We start from the raw sequence: 19,994 nt of genomic DNA, 5'->3' as shown, positions 1-19,994 counted from the left end.
CCGGCGTCCGCGCAGCCACGCATGGCGTGGCTCTACTTCTCCCGCCGCCAGTTCAACGAGCCACGGTTTTCCACCGTGCTCGATTCCACTTCCACGTCGAAGCCGCGGCGCAGCAGGTACTTCAGGGTGATCACCGAACCGGCGCCCACCAGCGACACGCCGTAGCCCACGTACAGCTTGGGCGAGATGTACTTGCCCACACCGATCACCGAGCCGCCCAGCGCGCGCGACTGGCTGACGCCGGCATCGTCCAGGCCGAGCTTGGCACCCAGCTGCGAAGCCAGCAGGCCACTGCCGGCCGACAGCGCGGCCGATGCGGCGTTCACCTGCTGGGTCTGGTCGCTGCTGGCACCGGTCAGGCTGCGCCCCAGCACCAGGTAACCCAGTGCTTCGGACTGCGACATCGCCGGATCGGACCAGACATCGGCGCGCGGTTGCTGCGCGCGCCCGGTCACGTCGATGCCGGCGGTGACATCACCGATCCGGCGCTCGGCGCGGATGTTGATGCGCGGGTCGGACACCGCGTTGTAGTTCCAGTTGAGGTTGCCGCGGGTGATGGTCAGGTCCTGGCCATAGGCCTTGTAGCGGCCACTGACTTCCAGGCCGCCGTTGGCGGTCATCTCGCGGCCGGGCTTGGCCCAGACCTGCATCTTGCCGGTCAGCGCGCCCTTCAGGCCGAAGCCGGTCATCTTGACCTTGTCACCCAGGCTGACGGTCAGCTCCATGTCCAGCGGCGAGGTGCGCGACTCTTCCGGATCGGCCGGGTCCAGCACCACCACGTCTTCGGACACCGAGGTGCCACGGTCCAGGCGCTCCAGATCGATGTCGGCCTCGGGCACGTGCACCGTTCCGCGCAGCTCCATCGCGGCCTTGGCCAGGGTGAAGTCCAGGTTGGGATTGGCGATGATGCGCAGCTCGCTGGTGTTGGACAGCAGCACATTCTCGCCGTGGATCTTCAGCTGCAGCGGCTGTGCATCGCCGAACCAGGACAGGCCGCCGTCGACATACAGCGTGCCCTTGCCCGAATTGGCCTGTGCGGTGATCTTGGCCGACCCATCGGGCTGGGCGACGAAGCTGCCCTTGCCCTGGTCGAAGGTCAGGCCCAGCGCCGGGAACTCGCCCTTGAAGTTGCTCAGCTGCGCATCACCGCCCAGCGACGGCTGGCCGCGCGTGCCACGCAGGCTCACGTGGCCTTCAATCAGCCCGGTCGGGCGCACCACATCCGGCGAGAACAGTTCCAGCCAGTACAGGCGCGACATGTTGAGGTAGAGCTCGCCGTTGAGCGGCGCACTCGGTTCCCAACCAGTCTGCATCTTCGCATCAACGAAGCCGTTGCCCTGGAAGCCCATGCCCAGATAGCCCTTGATGCTGGCCGGGGTCATGTCCAGCTTCAGCGAGAACTGGTCATAGCGCACCAGCTCGCCACGGTTGGCATCGGCCAGGCTGGTGTTGCGGTTCTCGCCCAGGCGTACGCCGCCTTCGGCCGAGCGCACTTCCACGTGCCCTTCCCACGCGTTGCCACGCGGACGGATCTGCGCGTCCAGATTGAGTTCGCCACGCAGGTAGATGCGTCGGCCGGACTGTGGCGGCAACCACGGCTGCACCAGCGCCAGCGGCAACGCATCGCCGCGCACCACCAAGCCTTCGCGTGGCCAGTTGGCATGCGCGCACAGGGCGCCACCGGTCGCAGCACCCAGACAGGTTTCGCCCAGCGTGTAGTTGCTGCCGTTGATGGCGAATGCCGCAGGCGCACGCAGTGCCCACGCATCGCCCTTCACCGGTGCGATGCGCAGCGCGGCCAGTTCGCCACGCCATTGTTCGCCTTGCTGGCGAACGCTGCCCTGCAGCTCGATCGCGCCCAGTTCGTTGCGTGTCTGTGCGGCCAGGCGCAGGTTGGAGACACTGCCCTGCGCATCGATGTTCAAGCGTTCCAGCAGCATGCCGGCATTGACCTGCTGGCCCTGTATCGCCAGCGTGCCACTGTCGCCACGCCACGGCAGGCGGCCCTTGATGCTCAGGCTTTCAGCGCCGTAACCGTCCCAGTTGAGATTGTTGCCGACCAGATCTGCAGTGATGTCCGGTGCATCGCGCGGGCCTTTCACCTGCACCTGGCCACGCAGGCCACCATCGGCGCCGGGCAGCAGATCGCTCAGCTGCAGCGGCTCGAAGCGCGCGTCGATGTCCAGGCGGTCGCCGACCTTGCCGGAGGCGGTCACCCGGCTGCTGCCGACGGCCAGTTTCAATTCACCCTGGCCCTGTTCACCCTGCAGGGCGAACTTGCCTTGGGCATCCACATTGCGCTGGCGCAGGATGCCCTTCAGCGACGGCAGGTCCACCGTGGCCTCCAGCGTGCCCGCAGTGCCCGGCGGCGCATTGGCCGGCGGCGGCAGCTGGCGTCCCTTGGACGCGAGATTGCCAGACAGACGACCATCCCAACCCGGCGCGAAGTAGCCCGGGTCGAAATCCTTCAGCGCGGCCTTGGCATCCCAGTCCAGCTGCGGTGCCCAGGCCACCTTGCCTTCCACCTGCAGCTGGCCACCCGGGGTCTGCGCCTGCAGTTCGCGGATCTCCGCAACCTGATCGTTGCCACGCACATCGAAGCGCAGCTGCGCCTTCTGCTTTTCGCGCTCGACATCTGCGCGGCCGATCGCTGCCCACGCCTTCAAGGTACCGGCCAGGCCGAAGCGCGCTTCCTTCAGCGTCACCGGCACCGGCGAACTGCCGGCGGTGTTCGGGTCCGGTGCCGGCACCCAGGTCAGGTCCTGCGCGATCACCGAGAAGTTCAGCTTCTGCTGGTCTTCCTGGCTGAAATCGGCGGTACCTTCCAGGCGTGCTTCGCCGCCCAGGCCCTTGACCACCAGCGGCGAGACCTTCAGCACCTGGTCCTGCAGCGAAACCACCGAGGGCGCCAGCTCCAGTTCCTGCTCACCCTGCTTCACCCGGCCATGCAGGTTGGCGTTGCCGCCCTTGCCGGAGGCGGTGAAGTCCAATGCCAGCGGCGCGATGGCCGAGCTGGCCAATGCCGGCGACAACAGCGCCAGGTCCAGCTCGTCGCTGCGTACAGTCGCGTTCCAGGTCGGATCGGTGCGGCCATCGAACACCAGCATCGCGTGCAGCGGCTTCGGTGCGCGACCGGCCAACGCCACTTCCATATGCGCCAGATCACCGCGCGCGACCAGGCCGACCGTGGCCGCGGTACGCCCGCGCGGTGCCGGCAGCACGGCAGTGACGGTGACGTCGGTGTCGTAGTCCTTGGCCGGGATGTAGCGGCCCTGGGCAGTGAAATTGCCCATGTCGCTGTCCACCACCAGCTTGCGCGCCTGGAACTCGCCATTGGCGATCTCGATGCCACCGCGCACGCGGCTGATGTCGATCACCGGCTCGTTGGCCTGGCTGATGCGGAAACTGTCGATGGCGATCACATCGGCCTGGATCGCCAGCGGCATTTCGATCTGCGGCAGCGAATCGGGCCACGACGGCAGCTTGAACGGCTCATCGCTCTTGGCCAGGTTGAGCGTGGCGTTGGTCAGTTCCAGCTTGTCCAGCAGCAGCTTGCGGCCCAGCAGCGGGCGCAGGTCCGGCTCCAGGTGCGCGCGCTCGGCGTGGAAATGGATGTCGTCGTAGCGGAAGTCGACGTTGTACAGGGTCAGCGGTCCGGCCACCGGGCCATCGACCTTGTCCCAGGTGAAGCTGGCACCCACCGGCAGGCGCGCCACCACCTGCGCCAGCAGCACATCGCGGCCGGCCACCGTCTGCAGCAGCCAGTAAACGGCCAGCAGGGCGACCAGCACCAGGCCGACCACGCCCGCGCCGGACCATGCCCAGAAGCGGCGACGACGGTAGAAGCGCACGCGGCGCGGCGGCGTGTTCGGCGACGGAGTCGGTGCGGGCGTGCTCACAGGTCCGCTCCGATGTTGAGGTACAGCTGGAACTGCGAATCAGGGTTGTTCAGGCCATGCGCGATATCCACCCGCACCGGTCCCACCGGCGATTTCCAGCGCACGCCGAAGCCGACGCCGGTATGCAGATCGATGTTGGTATCGAAGGCACTGCCGGTATCGACGAACACCGCTGCACCCCACGGGCCGCCATTGAAGTAGTGCTCGTATTCGGCCGAGCCGACCACCAGGTGCTTGGCACCGAGCGCGTACTTGTCCGGTTTCGGCGTACGCGGGCCGACCTCACGGTAGGCATAGCCGCGGATGCTGCGGTCGCCACCGGCGAAGTAGCGCAGGCTGGGCGGCATCGCCACCAGGTCACTGGTCCAGGTGGTGCCGCCTTCGCCGCGCAGGATCAGGCGATTGGTCGGCCCCACCGGGATGTACCAGCGCAGCACGGCATTGGCCTGCACGAAGCTGGTGTCCGAACCGACGCCTTCGACGCCGGCACGCACCGTCGCGGTGCCACTGATGCCGCTGCGCGGGAACAGCTCGTCGTCCACCTTCACGTAGTCGGCCACGATCTGCGGGTAGACCAGCGTGGACGTGTTGTAGACCGCATCGGTGAACTCGGTGCCCGAGGCATAGCGCCAGCGCTCGCGCAGCGCGTTGATCGAGGCGATGGCGGTCCAGTTCTCGTTGATCTCGCCGCTGCGGCTGGCGATCAGCTTGAAGTTGCGCAGATCGATGTAGTCGGTCTGTTCGTCATAGGCACTGGCGGCGAAGGTGTACCAGCCATCCAGCCAGTTGAACGCCGGGATGCGGTAGCTGGTGATCAGGCTCTTGCGCTTCTGCGCATAGTCCAGCTGGGTGTTCATCTTGTGGCCGCGGCTGTTCAGGTAGCGCCGTTCAAGGCCACCGCGCACACCGGCGCCACTTTCGCTGCCGTAGCTCAGACCGTAGGAATAGATGCTGCGCTTGGCCCGCGTCAGCTTCACATCAACCGGCACCTCGCCGTTCTCATCGGCCTGGTCCGGACGCGGCTGGATGTCGATCACGCTGAAGTAATCGAGCTTGGTCAGCGACTCGCGCAGGCGGTCCAGCTTGCCTTCGTGGAAGTAGCTGCCCTGGTCCCAGTACACCAGCGGGTCGAACAGCTTGTCGTCGAAATAGTTCTGCTCGAAGGTCACCGGGCCCATGTTGTAGCGGCGGCCGCTGTCCCAGGTCAGGTCGATGTCGGCAGCGTTGTCCGCGCGGGTGATCTGCACCTGGCGCTGGGTGTAGTCGGCGTCGAAGTAGCCGCGCTCGGCCAGGCGCCGGGTCACGGTGATCTTGCTGGCTTCGTACTGGGTGTGTTCGAAGCGCTGGCCCTTGCGCGGCTTGAACGCGGCCAGGTCGTCCTGCAGGTACTGGTCGTACATCGCCGGACCGGTGATGTCGATGTGCTCGCGGCGCACCAGCACCGGCTGGCCCTTGTCGACATGGATCAGCACGGTGACGTGCTCGTCCTGGCGTGGCGCCTCGACCTTGATCACCGGGTTGTAGTACCCGAACGGTTCCAGCGCCTGGCGGGTCTGCCGCTCGGCCTGTGACAGCAGGTATTCCAGGCGCGACTCGCCCTGCTCCTTGCCGATCGTGTCGAACAACGACAGCGATTCCTGGATGTTCTCGATGATCGCGGCGTCGTCGCCCTTGTCCAATCCCTTGATGTCCACCTTGTCGATGGTGCCGCGCGCATGGGCCACGGAAGTGGCGCAAAGCGAGAGGACCATCAGCGGCAGGGCGTATTTCGTTGGCTGCATGCGGCACAGCATACCGACCGAAGGTGACGATGCGAAATGCATCACGTCAATCCGGATCGGTTGTTAAGTGGCGGTCAAAATACGCGCCTTTGTGGCGATCATCGCGCCCGCATGCGGAAATATCGGCATCGCGTCGGTGCCGGCCMGCGGCCGGCACTACCCAGTAGATCCACGCCATGCGTGGATGCGGTCTGATTCATTGCGGGATCGTGGCGCTGCCGACCAGCGGCCGGCACTACCGGTGGGTGCCAAGCTTGCCTGGCACCCCATCTCAGCTCGACAGGTGCTCGATCGCCGCGACCTTGCCCAAGCGCTCGCCCAGCATCGTCAGCAACGCCAGGCGGTTGCCGCGCAGTGCCGGATCCTCGGCATTGACCATCACCCCGTCGAAGAACGCATCGACCTGCGGACGCAGGCGGGCCAGGCGCGCCAGCACGGCCACGTAGTCCTTCTGGTGCAGGCTGGCGCCGGTATCGTCGATGGCGGCAGTCACGGCTTCGGCCAGCGCGCGCTCGGCATCTTCCTGCAGCAGGGCCGCATCGATCTGGCCCGGAATATCGCCTTCGGCCTTACGCAGGATGTTGCGGATGCGCTTGTTGGCCGCGGCCAGCGCCTCGGCTTCCGGCAGCGCCGCGAAGATCCCGATCGCGTCCAGACGGCGGTCGAAGTCGTACAGCGAGGCCGGCTTCAGCTCGGCCACCGCGTTGAAGTGGCTGGCCGGCACGCCCTTGTCGCTGTAATAGCCCTTCAGGCGGTCGAGGATGAAGTCGTACAGCTCGGCCACGTCGGCCTGCACGTTGCGCGCGGCCAGCCCGGCGTTGGCGCTGGCCAGCAGCGCGCGCAGGTCCAGCTCGAAGCCGCTCTCGATGATCGTGCGGGCCAGGCCCAGCGCGTTGCGGCGCAGGGCGAACGGGTCCTTGTTGCCAGTCGGCTTCAGGCCCGCAGCGAAACCGCCGGCCAAGGTATCCACGCGCTCGGCGATCGCCAGCACCTTGCCCAGCGGCGACAGCGCGATGTCATCACCACCGAAGCGCGGCTGGTAGGCCTCGTCGATGGCCAGCGCCACCTCCGGCGACTCGCCACCGGCCACCGCGTAGTGGCGGCCGGCGATGCCCTGCAGTTCCGGGAACTCGTTGACCATGCGCGACTGCAGGTCATTCTTGGCCAGCTGCGCGGCACGCTTGGCCAGCAGCGGATCGGCGCCGACCTGCGGCGCAATCACTTCGGCCAGCGACACCACGCGCGCGACCTTGTCGGCCACGCTGCCCAGCTTGGCCTGGTAGGTCACCGTTTTCAGGCCCTCGCCCATTGCCTGCAGGCCCTGCTTCAGGTCTTCGTCGAAGAAGAACTTGGCATCGGCGAAGCGCGGACGGATGACGCGCTCGTAGCCCTTGGCCACTTCAGCGACGTCCCTGGACTCGATGTTGGCGATGCCGATGAACTTCTCGGTCAGCTTGCCGCCGTCATCCAGCACCGGGAAGAACTTCTGGTTGATCTCCATCGTCTCGATCAGCGCTTCCTGCGGCACCGCCAGGAACGCGCGCTCGAAGCTGCACAGCACCGCCGACGGCCACTCGACCAGGTTCACCACCTGCTCCAGGTTGTCCTCGGTGATGCGTGCGCTGCCACCGGCGGTGGCTGCAGCGGCTTCCACCTCGGCGACGATGCGCTGGCGACGCTCTGCCGGGTCAACCAGCACGAAGGCGGCGCGCAGCGATTCCACATAGTCCTGCGGCTGGGTCAGCCACACGGTCTTGTCGTGCAGGAAGCGGTGGCCGCGGCTCATCCGGTCGGCCTTCAGGCCGAACAGTTCGGCCTCGACCACGTCACCGCCGTGCAGCAGCACCAGCCAGTGCACCGGGCGCGCGAAGCCCCAGCTGTGGTCGCCCCAGCGCATCGGCTTGGGAATGGGCATGCCGGCGATGGCCTCGCGCAGGATCTCCGGCAGCAGCGCAGCGGTGCGCGCGCCCGGGGTCACCGCACGGTGCACGAAGCGCTCACCCTTGTTGTCGGTGGTCTTTTCCAGCGCGGTCCAGTCGATCCCGGCCTTGGCCGCGAACCCCTGCAGCGCCTTGGTCGGCTGGCCTTCGGCGTCCAGCGCGATGTTCAGGTACGGGCCCAGCACTTCGCTGTGCTGTTCCGGCTGCTCCAGGCCAACGCCCGGCAGCAGCACGGCCAGGCGGCGCGGGGTCGACAGCGGGCGTGCATCGCCCAGCTCCAGTTCCACGCCGCGCTTGCGCAGGCCGTCGACAACACCGTCGAAGAAGGCCTGGGCCAGGCCCGGCAGTGCCTTGACCGGCAGCTCTTCGGTGCCCAGTTCAATCAGCAGGGGAGACAAGTGGCTCATCGGTTCGATCCTGTGGTGGGGGCGCAGCGCGCGACGCGGCCGGCGCCCCTGGGGTAGTAGGTGAAACGCGTGATGGGAGAACGGGCCGTCAGGCCTTCTTCGCGCCCGGGAAGCCCAGCTTCTCGCGCTGCTCGTAGTAGGCCTTGGCCACCGCCTGGGCCAGCGCGCGCACGCGCAGGATGTAGCGCTGGCGTTCGGTCACGCTGATCGCACGGCGCGCATCGAGCAGGTTGAAGGTATGGCTGGCCTTCATCACCTGTTCGTATGCCGGCAGCGGCAGGTTCACTTCCACCAGCTTCTGCGCTTCGCGCTCGCAGGCATCGAAGCGGTGGAACATTTCTTCCACGTCGGCGTATTCGAAGTTGTAGGTGCTCTGCTCCACCTCGTTCTGGTGGTAGACGTCGCCGTAGGTCACCGGCTGCCCATCCGGGCCGTAGGTCCAGACCAGGTCGTAGACGTTGTCGCAGTTCTGCAGGTACATGCACAGGCGCTCGAGACCGTAGGTGATCTCGCCCAGCACCGGCCGGCACTCCAGGCCACCGGCCTGCTGGAAGTAGGTGAACTGGGTCACCTCCATGCCGTTGAGCCAGACTTCCCAGCCCAGGCCCCAGGCGCCCAGGGTCGGCGATTCCCAGTTGTCCTCGACAAAACGCAGGTCGTGCACCAGCGGATCGATGCCCACCGCCTTCAGCGAATCCAGGTACAGCTGCTGGATGTTGTCCGGTGCCGGCTTCATCGCCACCTGGTACTGGTAGTAGCGCTGCAGGCGGTTCGGGTTCTCGCCGTAGCGGCCATCGGTCGGGCGCCGCGACGGCTGCACGTAGGCCGCGTTCCAGGTTTCCGGACCGATCGCACGCAGGAAGGTGGCCGGGTGGAAGGTACCGGCGCCCACCTCCAGGTCGAGCGGCTGGATGAGCACGCAGCCCTGCTGGGCCCAGAACTGGTTCAGGGTCTGGATCAGGCCCTGGAAGGTGATCGGAACGGTCGGGGTCGCGGACATGCGGACGAGTCTTGGCCGGCAAAGGGGTGCGCTAGTATAACGGCCGACCTGCGGGGCATTCCGTACCCGGAAGGAGCAGGTGGATGGAACATCGGCTGCCCACGGGCACGCCCGGCGAGCCTGGCGCGGCACCGTTGCCGCCCGGTCGCCTGCAGTTCGAACAGGTTGCGGCGGCCCTGCTGGCCGATGGCGTGGTGGCTGCGCACGAGCGCGAGCGCATCCGCTTTTCCGCACAGGGCGCCCGCAATGCCAGTGAAGTGCATCCACTGGTGCTGCTGTCCAACCTCAAGCTGGCCGCCAGCGACGGCGGCGACCTCAATCTGGAACGCCTCACCGAGTGGCTGGCCCAGCGTACCGGCAGCCGCTACCTGCGCATCGATCCGACCCGGGTCGACGTCGCCTCGGTCACCGCCGTGGCCTCGCACGCCTACGCGCGCCGCCATCGCTTCCTGCCGCTGGCGGTGGATGGCGAACGCGTGCTGGTGGCCACCAGCGAGCCGCTGGCACAGGAATGGCTGCGCGACCTGCAGCACCTGACCCGCCTGCGCATCGAACTGGCGGTGGTCAATCCGCTGGACCTGCACCGCTACACCATGGAGTTCTTCGGCGTCACCCGCTCGGTGCGCGGTGCCCGTGGCGACGTACGTGGCGAGACCAGCACCACCCTGCCCAGCTTCGAGCAGCTGGTCGAACTGGGCCGCACCGGCGACGTCAATGCCGACGACCAGCACATCGTGCACATCGTCGACTGGCTGCTGCAGTACGCCTACGAGCAGCGCGCCTCGGACATCCACCTGGAGCCCCGCCGCGAAATGGGCCGCATGCGCTTCCGCATCGACGGCGTGCTGCACAAGGTGTTCGAAGTGCCACCGGCGGTGATGACCGCCGTGGTCAGCCGTATCAAGGTGCTCGGACGCATGGACCTGGCCGAGCGCCGGCGCCCGCAGGATGGTCGCATCAAGACCCGCTCGCCCGGCGGCCGTGAAGTGGAAATGCGCCTGTCGACCATGCCGACCGCCTTCGGCGAGAAATGCGTGATGCGCATCTTCGACCCGGAAGCGGCCTTCAAGAGCATCGACCAGCTCGGCTTCAGCCCGCAGGAAGCGGCCGGCTGGACCGCCCTGGTCGAGCGCCCGCACGGCATCGTGCTGGTCACCGGCCCGACAGGTTCGGGCAAGACCACCACCCTGTATTCCACCCTGAAGCGGCTGGCCACGCCGGACGTCAACGTATGCACGGTGGAAGACCCGATCGAGATGATCGCGCCGGAATTCAACCAGATGCAGGTGCAGACCAACATCGACCTGGATTTCGCCAGCGGTGTGCGCACCCTGCTGCGGCAGGACCCGGACATCATCATGATCGGCGAGATCCGCGACCTGGAAACCGCGCAGATGGCGGTGCAGGCCTCGCTGACCGGCCACCTGGTGCTGTCCACCCTGCACACCAACGACGCGCCCTCGGCCATCACCCGCCTGCTCGACCTGGGCGTACCGCATTACCTGCTGTCATCCACCGTCAACGGCATCCTCGCCCAGCGCCTGGTGCGCACCCTGTGCCCGCACTGCAAGCAGCCGCACACCCTCGGCCGGGCCGATTGGGCGGTACTGGCTGATAGCGAAGCTGCATATCCAGATGCCGCCACGCCCTGTCGGCCGGTCGGTTGCCTGGAGTGCCGACGCACCGGATTCCTCGGCCGCATCGGCCTGTATGAGCTGCTGCCATTGGGCTCGCGCCTGCGCGGGCTGATCCGTGCGGACATGGATCTGGCCGGTTTCAACCGTGCCGCGCGTGCTGAAGGAGTGCGAACCCTGCGCCAGGCCGGGCTTGAAAAGGTGGCACAGGGGCTGACTACAATCGAGGAAGTCCTGTCTGTACTGCCTCCCCCGGATGAATCCAGCGCCCTTCCTGATCCTTGAAACCGGCCGCCCCGTGCCGTCGTTGCGCCGCTACGGGCGCTTTCCGCACTGGATCCGGGTAGCCGCCGGCCTGGAAGAACACGAGACCGTCGTGGTCGACGTCGAGCACGGCGCCGACCTGCCCGACCCGCGCCAGTTCGCTGGCGTGCTGGTAACCGGCTCGGCCGCCTTCGTCACCGACCACGCCGAATGGAGCGAACGCAGTGCCGCCTGGCTGCGGCAGACCGCGCACGACGACGTGCCGGTGTTCGGCATCTGCTACGGCCACCAGCTGCTGGCCCACGCGCTGGGCGGCGAAGTGGCCTACAACCCCGCGGGGCGCGAATCGGGAACGATTGAACTGGCACTGGACCCGCAGGCCGCGCAGGACCCGTTGTTCCAGGGCCTGCCGAGCCACTTCGCGGCCCACGCCACCCATCTGCAGACCGTGCTGCGCGTACCCGAGGGTGCCGCCGTGCTGGCGCGCTCGCCGCTGGATGGCTGCCATGCCTTCCGCTGGGGCCGCCAGGCCTGGGGCGTGCAGTTCCATCCGGAATTTGCCACCCACCACATGCGTGGCTATGTGCGCGCACGCGCCGACTGCATCGGCCGTCATGGCGGTTGCGCGCGCAGCATCGAGCGCGCGGTCAGCGCCGCGCCGCTGGCGCGCCAGCTGTTGCGGCGCTTTGTCCGCCAGGCCCGGCTGTCTTCAGCCCAGCCGGTGGCAAAACAGGGATAATCGGCGGCACGGGCACACCGCCCGGCCCCTCCTGTCCCTCCCCGGATGTCCATGAAAGAGATTCGCAAGCTGCCAGCCTCGGCGGGCGCCCAGTGGTTGCTGGATACGTTCTCGCTGTATCGGCGTGCGCCGCTGCAGCTGGCCCGGATCGGCCTGACCTGGCTGCTGGTGAACTGGGTGGTCACCCTGCTGGGGACGATGCTGCCCGGCACCGCCGGCCTGGCCCTGCAGATGATGACGCTGGTGATTTCACCGGTGATGTTCGGCGGCATGCTGTACGCCATGGGTGAGATCGACCAGGGCCGTCCCGGCCTGGCCACCCATCTGCTGCAGCCGATCCGCGACCGTCGTGTCAGCCACCTGCTGGTGCCGCTGGCGATCCAGGTGCTGGCCGTGCTGCTGCTGGGCGCGCTGCTGTACCTGATGATCGGCCGCGAGGGCTTCACCGCCTTCAGCGACACCATGACCAAGATGCAGGAACTCGGCCGCAGCGGGCAGCAGATCAGCCCGGAAACCGCCGCCGAACTGGTCGCCAACCTGCCCGCGCAGCGCATCGCGCTGTGGATGCTGCTGGTGTTCTGCACCGCCGTGGCGCTGACCCTGGCGATGTTCACCCAGCCGGCACTGGTGGTGTTCGACCGCCAGAGCGGCATGCACGCGCTGCGCCTGAGCCTGCAGGGCTGCATCGAGAACATCGGCGCCACCGCCGTGTTCACCGTGCTCGGCCTGATCGCTGCGTTCTGCGTCTATGTGCTGTTCGTGATCGTGGTCCAGCTCGGCATGCTGCTGGGCGGCCCGCTGGCGGCGGCCTTCATCGCGCAGCTGGTGTTCACCACGGTGCTGATGCCGCTGTATGTCGGCGCGGTCTATTCGGCCTGGAAGCAGATGTTCGTGCATCGCGGCAGCCGCAGCGCACCGCCGGTGCCGCAGTCGCCGCCTGCCAACGACGTCTTCCACGCCTGAGCGGGGCTCAACGGTAGCGCCGGGCCAWGCCCGGCGCTACCAGGAATCAGGCAGCGGGCTTCTTGACCACCGAAGACGGCACCAGCCAGCGCGCGGCGTGGATGCCCAGCTCGTACAGCAGGCACATTGGGATCGCCAGCATCAGCTGCGACACCACGTCCGGCGGAGTCAGGATCGCAGCGAGCACGAAGATGCCGACGATCGCGTAGCCGCGTCCTTCCTTGAACTGCTGCGGCGTGATCCAGCCCAGCAGCACCAGGATCACCATCGCCACCGGCAGCTCGAAGCTGCCGCCGAAGGCGAAGAAGATCGCCAGCACGAAGTCCAGGTAGGCATTCGCATCCGGCGTGATCGCGATCACTTCCGGGCTGAAGGTGGTGAGGAAGTGGAAGACCGCCGGCAGCACCAGGAAATAGGCAAAGGCGCAGCCGGTGTAGAACAGCAGCACCGAGGAGACCAGCAACGGCATCGCCAGGCGCTTCTCGCGTGCATACAGGCCCGGCGCGACGAAGGCCCACAGCTGGTACAGCAGCCATGGCACGGCCACGAACAGGGCCACGAAGAACGTCAGCTTCAACGGCGCGAAGAAGGCGCCGGCCGGGTTGGTGGCGATCATCGTCTGCCCATTGGGCAACTGCGAGATCAACGGCTCGGCCAGTGCGTTGTAAAGCTTCTGGGTAAACGGCAGCAGGCCCAGCAGCACAACGCCCAGCCCCAGCAGCGCACGCACCAGGCGCGCGCGCAGTTCAACCAGGTGTTCCACCAGCGAACTTTCGCCGAAGTCGTGTTCGCTCATGACGGGCGCTCCGTGCGCGCGGGCGTTTCGGTCGCGGTATCAGCAACGGCATCGCCCGCAGCTTCAGCGGTGGCGGGCGCAATGGCTGCACCTTCAGTCGACGCCACCACTGGCTCGGTCGCATCCGCCAGATGTGGGGGCTGTTCGGCCGGGGCCGGTGCACGCACCTGCTGCGCCAGCGTGTCGCTGTGCTGTTGCATCTGTTCGGCTTCGCGGCGCATGGCTTCGCCGCTGGCACGCAGCTGGTTCTCGGTGTCCTGCATGCCCTGGCGCACGTCCTGCATCTGCCGCTTGATGTCTTCGGCCTGCAGTTCGCGTTCCAGTTCCTGCTTGACCGAATCCCATTGATTACGCGCGCGGCGTACCCACAGTCCGGCGAAGCGGGCCGCCTTGGGCAGGCGCTCAGGACCGAGCACCACCAAGGCGACAACCGCGATCACCAGCAGTTCGCTGAAGCCGATATCAAACACCGCAACCGCTCCGGATCAACGCGGCTTGCGGTCGTGCTCGTCCTGCGCGGTGCGCGAGGCGTCCTGGCTGCGCGACTCATCGCCCAACTGTGCGTTCGGCTTGTCGTCGTCGTGCATGCCCTTCTTGAATTCCTTGACCGCCGAGCCGAGGTCCTTGGCACCACTGGTCAGGCGCTTGGTGCCGAACACCAGCAGGACGATGGCGAGCACGACCAACCAATGCCAGATGCTGAAACTGCCCATAAGTCGCTCGTTACGTTAGTGATCAGATTGCCGAGCATAGCGCACCGGCTGTTAGCCGGCGCGCGTGACGAAAGTCAGTTGTTGCCCAGTGTTTCAGTGCGGATTTCACCGTCGTTGACCGGCTGGAAACCCTGCTGGGCCGGCGGCGGGGTCTGCGGAACGGCCTGCAGCGGCGCCGTGGTCGCTTCAGCAGGCGCCGCTGGCGCTGCCTGAACAGGCTGCGGGGCAGGCGCTGCAGCGGCCGCCGGACGCGGTGCGTCATTGCCGCCATTGCGGTTGTTGCGCGCCGCGTAGGTGGCCTCTTCCAGGCGATCACGGAAAGCGACCACATCCATTGAAGGCGAGCCAGCCGCGCGGCCCTCGAAGATCATCCGCGGGGTGGTGTTGCTGCCGTAGGCGTCAAGGTTGGCAGCATCGTCGATCTGCAGGATCGCACCATCCAGGGCTACGCCGGCGAACAGGCCGCGGGCGCGCGACCACGACCAGATCTCGGCCTTCAGCTGGCCATCGGTGGCGGCGGCGGCATTGCGGCCGACCGGACCGGCGGCCACACCGGCATCGGCGCCGAGGGTGAACTTGCCGTTGACGAGGTTGTCCAGGCTGCGGTCGTTGCGGAACACCAGCACAACGTCGGAGGACTGCACACCGGCCTGGAAGCCGATGCTGCCGCCGGTGAGCTTGATGAATACCGGGTTCGACCATGCACCATTGGGCATGCGCACCGACATCAAGCCGTGGCCACGACGGCCGCCGATCACCAGACCAGCCTTGATCGTGTCGGGAATGACGATGACCGCGCGGCCTTCGTCGAGCAATTTGTCCGGAATGCCCTGTTCAGGGATTCCCTGGATTTCAGCCAGCACACGCACCGCGTTGCGGGCGCGCTGGTCTTCCTGCGGTCCGGCCATGGCCTGGCTGGACAGCAGGCTGGCGGCGATCAGCAGGGCTTGGATCGGGCGACGCATGGCAGGCTCCAGAAGTCAGTCCATAGGAAGATATAGCAAGTGACTGAAATTAGTAGTGTTGTGATGAATCCCCAATGAGCGTTGCGTGCTCATATTGGCCTCATCGATGACATCCATCCGAACCCTGCATGCCGACGTGACGATGGAATCGGCGACAATACCGCCCATGCTCGACGCACCCGATACCGCCGTACTGGCGGTCAACCTAGGCACGCCCGAGACGCCGACGGCTCCCGCCGTTCGCCGTTATCTGGCCGAATTCCTGTCCGACCGGCGCGTGGTCTCGCTGCCGGCACTGCTGTGGCAGCCCTTGCTGCGCGGTCTGATACTGCCGCTGCGCAGCAGCCGTTCAGCCGCCAAGTACGCCCAGGTGTGGCTGCCGGAAGGCTCGCCGCTGATGGTCCACACCCGCCAGTTGGCGCAGGCGATGCAGGCATTGCTGCCGACGCTGCGCGTACGCCACGCGATGCGCTACGGCGAACCCGCGCTCACCACCGAACTGGATCGGCTGGCCACCGAGGGCGTGCGCCGCATCGTGGTATTGCCACTGTATCCGCAGTATTCGACCACCACCACGGCCTCGGTCGAGGATCGTGTGGATGCCTGGCAGCGCAGGAACCCGCAGGTCACCGTCAGCCTGGTGCAGGACTATTCGATCGATCCGGACTGGGTCGCCGCCGTTGCCGGCTCGATCCAGCGCTACTGGCAGCAGCAGGGTCGCGGCCAGAAGCTGATGTTCTCCTTCCATGGCATTCCGCAGCGCCTTGCCGATGCCGGCGATCCCTATCCGCAGCGCTGCGAGGCCAGTGCACGCGCGATCGCCGCGGCGCTCGGCCTGGGCGCGGACGACTGGCAGATGGGTTACCAGTCGCGCTTCGGCCGCGAACGCTGGCTGCAGCCCTACGCCGAACCCAGCCTGTGGGAACTGGCCGAGGCTGGGGTAAAACAGATCGACGTGGTCTGCCCCGGCTTTGCCACCGACTGCCTGGAAACACTGGAAGAAGTCGCCATGGGCTTCACCGAAACACTGGCTGAGCGCGGCGCACAGATGCGCTACATCCCCTGCCTCAACGCCGAACCGGAACACGCACGCGCATTGGCTCGGCTGGCCGTGGCCTCGCTGGCATGACCCTGCAGCCGTTTGAACTGCAGGTCGCAGGCGTCCGCGTCGCCGGCCTGCGCCGTGCGGGCGACGGACCGCGCGTGCTGGCCCTGCACGGTTGGCTCGACAATGCGGCCAGCTTCGTACCGCTGGCGCCGCATCTGCCGCAACTGGACCTGGTGGCGATCGACCTGCCCGGACACGGCCACAGCGCGCATCTGCCTACCGGTGCGGTGTACACCACGCCGGCGGCGATCACCCACGTACTCGATGTCGCCGACGCGCTGGGCTGGGACCGGTTCACCCTGATGGGCCATTCAATGGGTGCCGGCATCGCCAGCCTCACCGCAGCGGTCAGTGATCGCATCGAACGGCTGGTCGCCATCGAGGCACTCGGCGGCCTGCGCGGACCGGAAGAAGACACCGCCAACCGCCTGCGCGAATACGTCGATGCCACCCGTGCACTCGCGCGCAAGCAGCTGCGCGTGTTCCCCGATCTGGCCGCACCGATCCGGGCGCGGATGATGACCAACCAGCTCAGCGAAGGCTGCGCACGCCTGCTGGTCGAACGCGGTGTCGAGCCGGTCGAAGGCGGCTATCGCTGGTGCAGCGATCCGCGCCTGATGCTGCCCACCGCGATCCGCCTCAGCGAAGGCCAGATCGACAACCTGCTGCAGGCCATCACCTGTCCTACCCAGGTGATCTATGCCACGCCTGCACAGTCGTACTATCCCGAGCCGATGCGCAGCGAGCGCCTGCAGCATCTGCGTGATGGCCGCCTGGCGGTATTTCCCGGCAACCATCACCTGCACATGGAACACCCGGCGCGTATTGCCGCCGTCATCGATGCGTTCCTGAGCGAAAACGCCAACGCACGCTGACCATCGTCGGCCGCGCGCACTTCACTCTGCGCCAGTGCGGCCGATAGAACGGTAGTGGGCCCCTGCGTCCACAGCACGCAGGCCCTTTGTGCCTGCGGCTCGTTCCTGGTTCTGCAAGGAAGACCGCATGTCCCGTCTGCTGCACCGTCATCCACAGGATGTGGTCACGGTGTCCGTCCTCCGCGTCGCTGCCTGCGCCGCATTCCCCGAATTCCCCGACCGTGCCGTCGTTGCGCTCATCCGCGCAGCGCGTCGCATGGCCGCTGCCGTCCGTTGATCCAGGAGTTGCCGATGTCCATTGCGTCCTCCCGCCCGCCCGACCAGGGCCGTGTCCCTTATCTGCAACAGCTGGCCCAGCGAGGCGATCGTCGCCTGCTGCTGGGCAGCGTGGTATTCGCAGCGATCGGCCTTGTGCTTGCCGTGCGCGGCACGTCGGTGCCCGCTGCGAGCGCCGTTGCCACCGCGGTGCTGCCAGCCGCCTGGCTGGGCTGGCGCCAGGCCGGCCATGCGCTCGCGCGCAACGGGCTGGCCGTAGTGCTTTCACTGCAGTTGAGCCTGCTCTGCCATATCAGCGGATTGAATGCCGCATTGCCCATCGCGCTGCTGCTGGGCGTGCTGCTCATCCAGCGTGACCGCATGCCGCTGTGGCTGGCCGGCGCGGTGGGTGTCGGTGCGTTGCTGGCGCCGTTGCTTGATGGGGCGGCCGTCCTGCCGCCGCTGTTGAATGCCATGGCCCTGGCGGTGCTGACGCTGGTGCTGGGCCAGACCGCCGCGCGCCTGCGCCAACAGAGTGAAGCGCTGGGTCACGGACCGCACCGCCTGGCCGCATTGGCACGTGACATCGCCACGGGCGCCGACCTCGGCGCACACACCGACGCACGCAACTACGCACCCGGTTCACTGGCCCACGCGTTGGCCGATACCGCACGCCATGTACAGGCGCAGCGCGGCCGCGAGGCCGAGGCGAACGCCGAGAACGCGCAGATCCGCCAGGCACTGGATGCCTCACGCACGGCGATGATGATTGCCGACAACGATCACGTCATCCGCTACGTCAATCGCTCGGTGGTGGCACTGCTGCGCAACCAGCAGGCCACGCTGCGCCAGGCCTTCCCGGATTTCGACGCCGAGCGGCTGGTCGGCAGCAGCATCCATCGCTTCCATGCCAACCCTGACCGCATCCGCGGCATCCTCAACGGGCTGCAGGCGACGCACAACGGCAAGGTGCGGATCGGGCCGGTGCACTTCGCCCAAGTCGTCACCCCAGTGTTCGACGCACAGGGCGCGCGCCTGGGCTTTGCGGTGGAATGGCATGACCGTACCCACGAACTGACGCTGGAGAATGCCGTCGCCGGGATTGTCGATGCCGCCGCGCAGGGTGATCTGGAACAGCGCCTGCAGGCGAGCGAAGGCGCCAGCTTCCTCGACGGCCTGACCGGGGGCATCAACCAGCTGCTGGACACACTGGGCAGCACGGTCGACGAAGTGCGGCAGATGCTTTCGGCGATGGCCAACGGCGATCTCGACCGTCGCATGCAGGGCGAGTACCACGGCGCGTTCGCCGCCATCCAGCGCGATGCCAACGCCACCGCTGGCCAGCTGGCGCGCATGGTCGGCCACATCCAGCACTGCGCCACCACCATCAGCACGGCCGCCAGCGAAATCGCCGCCGGCAACGGCGCGCTGTCCGAGCGCAGCGAGCGACAGGCCGCTCATCTGCAGGAAACGGCCGCCTCGATGGAGGAGCTGACCGCCACCGTGCGCCAGAACGCAGCGCATGCGCGCCAGGCCAGCGAACTGGCCGCCTCTACCCAGTGCGCAGCAAGTGATGGCAACCACGCCATGCAGCGGGTGGTCGACACCATGCAGGCCATCGAAGGCGCGTCGAAGCGGATCGGCGACATTACCGGTGTGATCGACGGCATTGCCTTCCAGACCAACATCCTCGCGCTCAACGCAGCGGTTGAAGCGGCACGCGCCGGCGAACAGGGACGCGGGTTCGCGGTCGTCGCCAGCGAGGTCCGTGTGCTCGCACAGCGATCGGCGGCGGCGGCCCAGGAGATCAAGGTCCTCATCGACGAGGCAGGACGTCAGGTCGGCGAGGGCACCCAGTTGGTGGCCGATGCCGGACAGCGCATGCAGGGCATCGTCGGCGGCGTGGAGAACGTAAGCCACCTGATGCGCGAGATCTCAGCGGCGTCACAGGAGCAGTCCTCCGGTATCGAGCAGATCAACCAGACGGTGGTGCAGATGGACCAGGCCACGCAGCAGAACGCGGCTCTGGTGGAAGAAGCCACTGCGGCGGCACGTGAACTGCAATCGCAGGCAGGTGCACTGAACCAGGCGGTATCGGTGTTCCGGCAGCGCGAGGCCGCGTTGATCGACTGATCCGCAGGCCTGCTCCCTTGAAGAAAGGCGGCGCCCGCAGGGCGCCGCCTTTTTGTTGGGCGTGGTTCCCGGCGGGGTTGTTTGACTCAACGGGTACAAAGGCAGTCCGTTCGAGGCTGCATGCGACACGATGATGAGGGTCGGGGCACCTGCTACTGCGGCGAAGCATATCCGCCAGCTCTGTGCTCCACAGAATGCGGCACTCCCTGGGCGCCGCATCTACGCGTGGGTGCTGAGTCCCGGTAGTGCCGGCCGCTGGCCGGCAACCTCATGAACATCACGCGGCTGCACATGCTTGCCGGCCAGCGGCCGGCACTCCCCTTGGTTTCTCGCGCACAAAGAAAAACCCCGCTGCATGAGCAGCGGGGTTTTTGGGGTATAAACCCTGGCGATGACCTACTCTCGCATGGCTTAGGCCACACTACCATCGGCGCAGCTACGTTTCACTTCCGAGTTCGGGATGGGATCGGGTGGTTCCATAGCGCTAATTTCACCAGGGAGGCGTTTGGAGTGTCGCCTGGA

15 protein-coding genes and 1 rRNA gene are annotated in these 19,994 nt (G+C 67.0%); 7 read left to right on the top strand and 9 right to left on the bottom strand.

Annotation, left to right across the window (positions count from 1 at the left end; translation table 11 throughout):
• Positions 1 to 32: 32 nt before the first annotated feature.
• The 4 genes from AC1DKR_RS19005 to glyQ form a co-directional block, all read right to left on the bottom strand.
• Positions 33 to 3,899 carry a translocation/assembly module TamB domain-containing protein gene (locus tag AC1DKR_RS19005; protein ID WP_478034465.1) on the bottom strand — a complete coding sequence of 1,289 codons (3,867 nt, stop codon included), beginning with the start codon at positions 3,897 to 3,899 and terminating at the stop codon, positions 33 to 35.
• Positions 3,896 to 5,692: an autotransporter assembly complex protein TamA gene (locus AC1DKR_RS19000; protein ID WP_081794577.1), complete on the bottom strand. Its 1,797-nt coding sequence runs from the start codon at positions 5,690 to 5,692 to the stop codon at positions 3,896 to 3,898. The genes AC1DKR_RS19005 and AC1DKR_RS19000 overlap by 4 nt, the downstream gene beginning before the upstream one ends.
• Positions 5,693 to 5,951: 259 nt before the next feature.
• Positions 5,952 to 8,027 (bottom strand): glycine--tRNA ligase subunit beta, encoded by a 2,076-nt coding sequence (gene glyS / locus AC1DKR_RS18995; protein ID WP_428703765.1) that lies wholly within the window; start codon positions 8,025 to 8,027, stop codon positions 5,952 to 5,954.
• Between the two features lie 88 nt (positions 8,028 to 8,115).
• A complete protein-coding gene (glyQ, locus tag AC1DKR_RS18990; RefSeq protein ID WP_025878768.1) occupies positions 8,116 to 9,027 on the bottom strand; it encodes a glycine--tRNA ligase subunit alpha in 912 nt (303 codons plus the stop codon).
• 83 nt (positions 9,028 to 9,110) lie between these two features.
• Between glyQ and AC1DKR_RS18985 the strand changes: the two genes are divergently transcribed.
• Genes AC1DKR_RS18985 through AC1DKR_RS18975 form a run of 3 tightly spaced genes read left to right on the top strand, consistent with a single transcriptional unit; the run spans position 9,111 to position 12,627 of the window.
• On the top strand, positions 9,111 to 10,946 hold the full coding sequence (locus tag AC1DKR_RS18985; RefSeq protein ID WP_312111473.1) for a GspE/PulE family protein: 1,836 nt from the start codon (positions 9,111 to 9,113) through the stop codon (positions 10,944 to 10,946).
• A complete protein-coding gene (locus AC1DKR_RS18980; RefSeq protein WP_025878766.1) occupies positions 10,918 to 11,664 on the top strand; it encodes a glutamine amidotransferase in 747 nt (248 codons plus the stop codon). The genes AC1DKR_RS18985 and AC1DKR_RS18980 overlap by 29 nt, the downstream gene beginning before the upstream one ends.
• A 51-nt stretch (positions 11,665 to 11,715) precedes the next feature.
• Positions 11,716 to 12,627, top strand: a complete 912-nt coding sequence (locus AC1DKR_RS18975; RefSeq protein WP_478034462.1) for a BPSS1780 family membrane protein — start codon at positions 11,716 to 11,718, stop codon at positions 12,625 to 12,627.
• A 46-nt stretch (positions 12,628 to 12,673) separates the two neighbouring features.
• On the opposite strand, the gene tatC is transcribed toward AC1DKR_RS18975, so the two are convergent.
• The 4 genes from tatC to AC1DKR_RS18955 form a co-directional block, all read right to left on the bottom strand.
• Positions 12,674 to 13,423 (bottom strand): twin-arginine translocase subunit TatC, encoded by a 750-nt coding sequence (gene tatC / locus AC1DKR_RS18970; RefSeq protein WP_099819942.1) that lies wholly within the window; start codon positions 13,421 to 13,423, stop codon positions 12,674 to 12,676.
• Positions 13,420 to 13,893, bottom strand: a complete 474-nt coding sequence (gene tatB / locus AC1DKR_RS18965; RefSeq protein ID WP_312112645.1) for a Sec-independent protein translocase protein TatB — start codon at positions 13,891 to 13,893, stop codon at positions 13,420 to 13,422. The genes tatC and tatB overlap by 4 nt, the downstream gene beginning before the upstream one ends.
• A gap of 15 nt (positions 13,894 to 13,908) precedes the next feature.
• Positions 13,909 to 14,136, bottom strand: coding sequence for a Sec-independent protein translocase subunit TatA (gene tatA, locus AC1DKR_RS18960; protein ID WP_025878762.1), 228 nt, complete (start codon positions 14,134 to 14,136; stop codon positions 13,909 to 13,911).
• 74 nt (positions 14,137 to 14,210) lie between these two features.
• Positions 14,211 to 15,101 carry a lipid-binding SYLF domain-containing protein gene (locus AC1DKR_RS18955; RefSeq protein WP_025878761.1) on the bottom strand — a complete coding sequence of 297 codons (891 nt, stop codon included), beginning with the start codon at positions 15,099 to 15,101 and terminating at the stop codon, positions 14,211 to 14,213.
• Positions 15,102 to 15,267: 166 nt separating this feature from the next.
• Here AC1DKR_RS18955 and hemH point away from each other — a divergent pair, with 166 nt between their 5' ends.
• The 4 genes from hemH to AC1DKR_RS18935 all read left to right on the top strand — a co-directional run bounded on the left by hemH (position 15,268) and on the right by AC1DKR_RS18935 (position 19,472).
• Positions 15,268 to 16,230 carry a ferrochelatase gene (hemH, locus tag AC1DKR_RS18950; protein ID WP_363734076.1) on the top strand — a complete coding sequence of 321 codons (963 nt, stop codon included), beginning with the start codon at positions 15,268 to 15,270 and terminating at the stop codon, positions 16,228 to 16,230.
• On the top strand, positions 16,227 to 17,084 hold the full coding sequence (locus AC1DKR_RS18945; protein WP_312786663.1) for an alpha/beta fold hydrolase: 858 nt from the start codon (positions 16,227 to 16,229) through the stop codon (positions 17,082 to 17,084). Before hemH ends, AC1DKR_RS18945 begins: the two co-directional genes overlap by 4 nt.
• A gap of 127 nt (positions 17,085 to 17,211) precedes the next feature.
• Positions 17,212 to 17,361: a hypothetical protein gene (locus AC1DKR_RS18940; RefSeq protein WP_478034458.1), complete on the top strand. Its 150-nt coding sequence runs from the start codon at positions 17,212 to 17,214 to the stop codon at positions 17,359 to 17,361.
• A gap of 14 nt (positions 17,362 to 17,375) precedes the next feature.
• Positions 17,376 to 19,472: a methyl-accepting chemotaxis protein gene (locus AC1DKR_RS18935; protein WP_478034455.1), complete on the top strand. Its 2,097-nt coding sequence runs from the start codon at positions 17,376 to 17,378 to the stop codon at positions 19,470 to 19,472.
• 383 nt (positions 19,473 to 19,855) lie between these two features.
• On the opposite strand, the gene rrf is transcribed toward AC1DKR_RS18935, so the two are convergent.
• Positions 19,856 to 19,970: ribosomal RNA gene (gene rrf / locus AC1DKR_RS18930) — 5S ribosomal RNA — on the bottom strand.
• Positions 19,971 to 19,994: the final 24 nt, after the last annotated feature.

It is taken from the genome of Stenotrophomonas sp. 01N47, assembly GCF_056399165.1.
The sequence above is the reverse complement of the archived record's forward strand: the minus strand, read 5'-3'. Positions and strand labels throughout refer to the sequence as shown.

What these genes read in the sequence shown, in the direction of transcription:
- AC1DKR_RS19000 (WP_081794577.1), bottom strand. Translation starts at nt 5,692, where the DNA reads ATGCTGTGCCGCATGCAGCCAACGAAATACGCCCTGCCGCTGATGGTC.
- glyS (WP_428703765.1), bottom strand. Translation starts at nt 8,027, where the DNA reads ATGAGCCACTTGTCTCCCCTGCTGATTGAACTGGGCACCGAAGAGCTG.
- glyQ (WP_025878768.1), bottom strand. Translation starts at nt 9,027, where the DNA reads ATGTCCGCGACCCCGACCGTTCCGATCACCTTCCAGGGCCTGATCCAG.
- AC1DKR_RS18985 (WP_312111473.1), top strand. Translation starts at nt 9,111, where the DNA reads ATGGAACATCGGCTGCCCACGGGCACGCCCGGCGAGCCTGGCGCGGCA.
- AC1DKR_RS18980 (WP_025878766.1), top strand. Translation starts at nt 10,918, where the DNA reads ATGAATCCAGCGCCCTTCCTGATCCTTGAAACCGGCCGCCCCGTGCCG.
- AC1DKR_RS18975 (WP_478034462.1), top strand. Translation starts at nt 11,716, where the DNA reads ATGAAAGAGATTCGCAAGCTGCCAGCCTCGGCGGGCGCCCAGTGGTTG.
- tatC (WP_099819942.1), bottom strand. Translation starts at nt 13,423, where the DNA reads ATGAGCGAACACGACTTCGGCGAAAGTTCGCTGGTGGAACACCTGGTT.
- tatA (WP_025878762.1), bottom strand. Translation starts at nt 14,136, where the DNA reads ATGGGCAGTTTCAGCATCTGGCATTGGTTGGTCGTGCTCGCCATCGTC.
- AC1DKR_RS18955 (WP_025878761.1), bottom strand. Translation starts at nt 15,101, where the DNA reads ATGCGTCGCCCGATCCAAGCCCTGCTGATCGCCGCCAGCCTGCTGTCC.
- hemH (WP_363734076.1), top strand. Translation starts at nt 15,268, where the DNA reads ATGCTCGACGCACCCGATACCGCCGTACTGGCGGTCAACCTAGGCACG.
- AC1DKR_RS18945 (WP_312786663.1), top strand. Translation starts at nt 16,227, where the DNA reads ATGACCCTGCAGCCGTTTGAACTGCAGGTCGCAGGCGTCCGCGTCGCC.
- AC1DKR_RS18940 (WP_478034458.1), top strand. Translation starts at nt 17,212, where the DNA reads ATGTCCCGTCTGCTGCACCGTCATCCACAGGATGTGGTCACGGTGTCC.
- AC1DKR_RS18935 (WP_478034455.1), top strand. Translation starts at nt 17,376, where the DNA reads ATGTCCATTGCGTCCTCCCGCCCGCCCGACCAGGGCCGTGTCCCTTAT.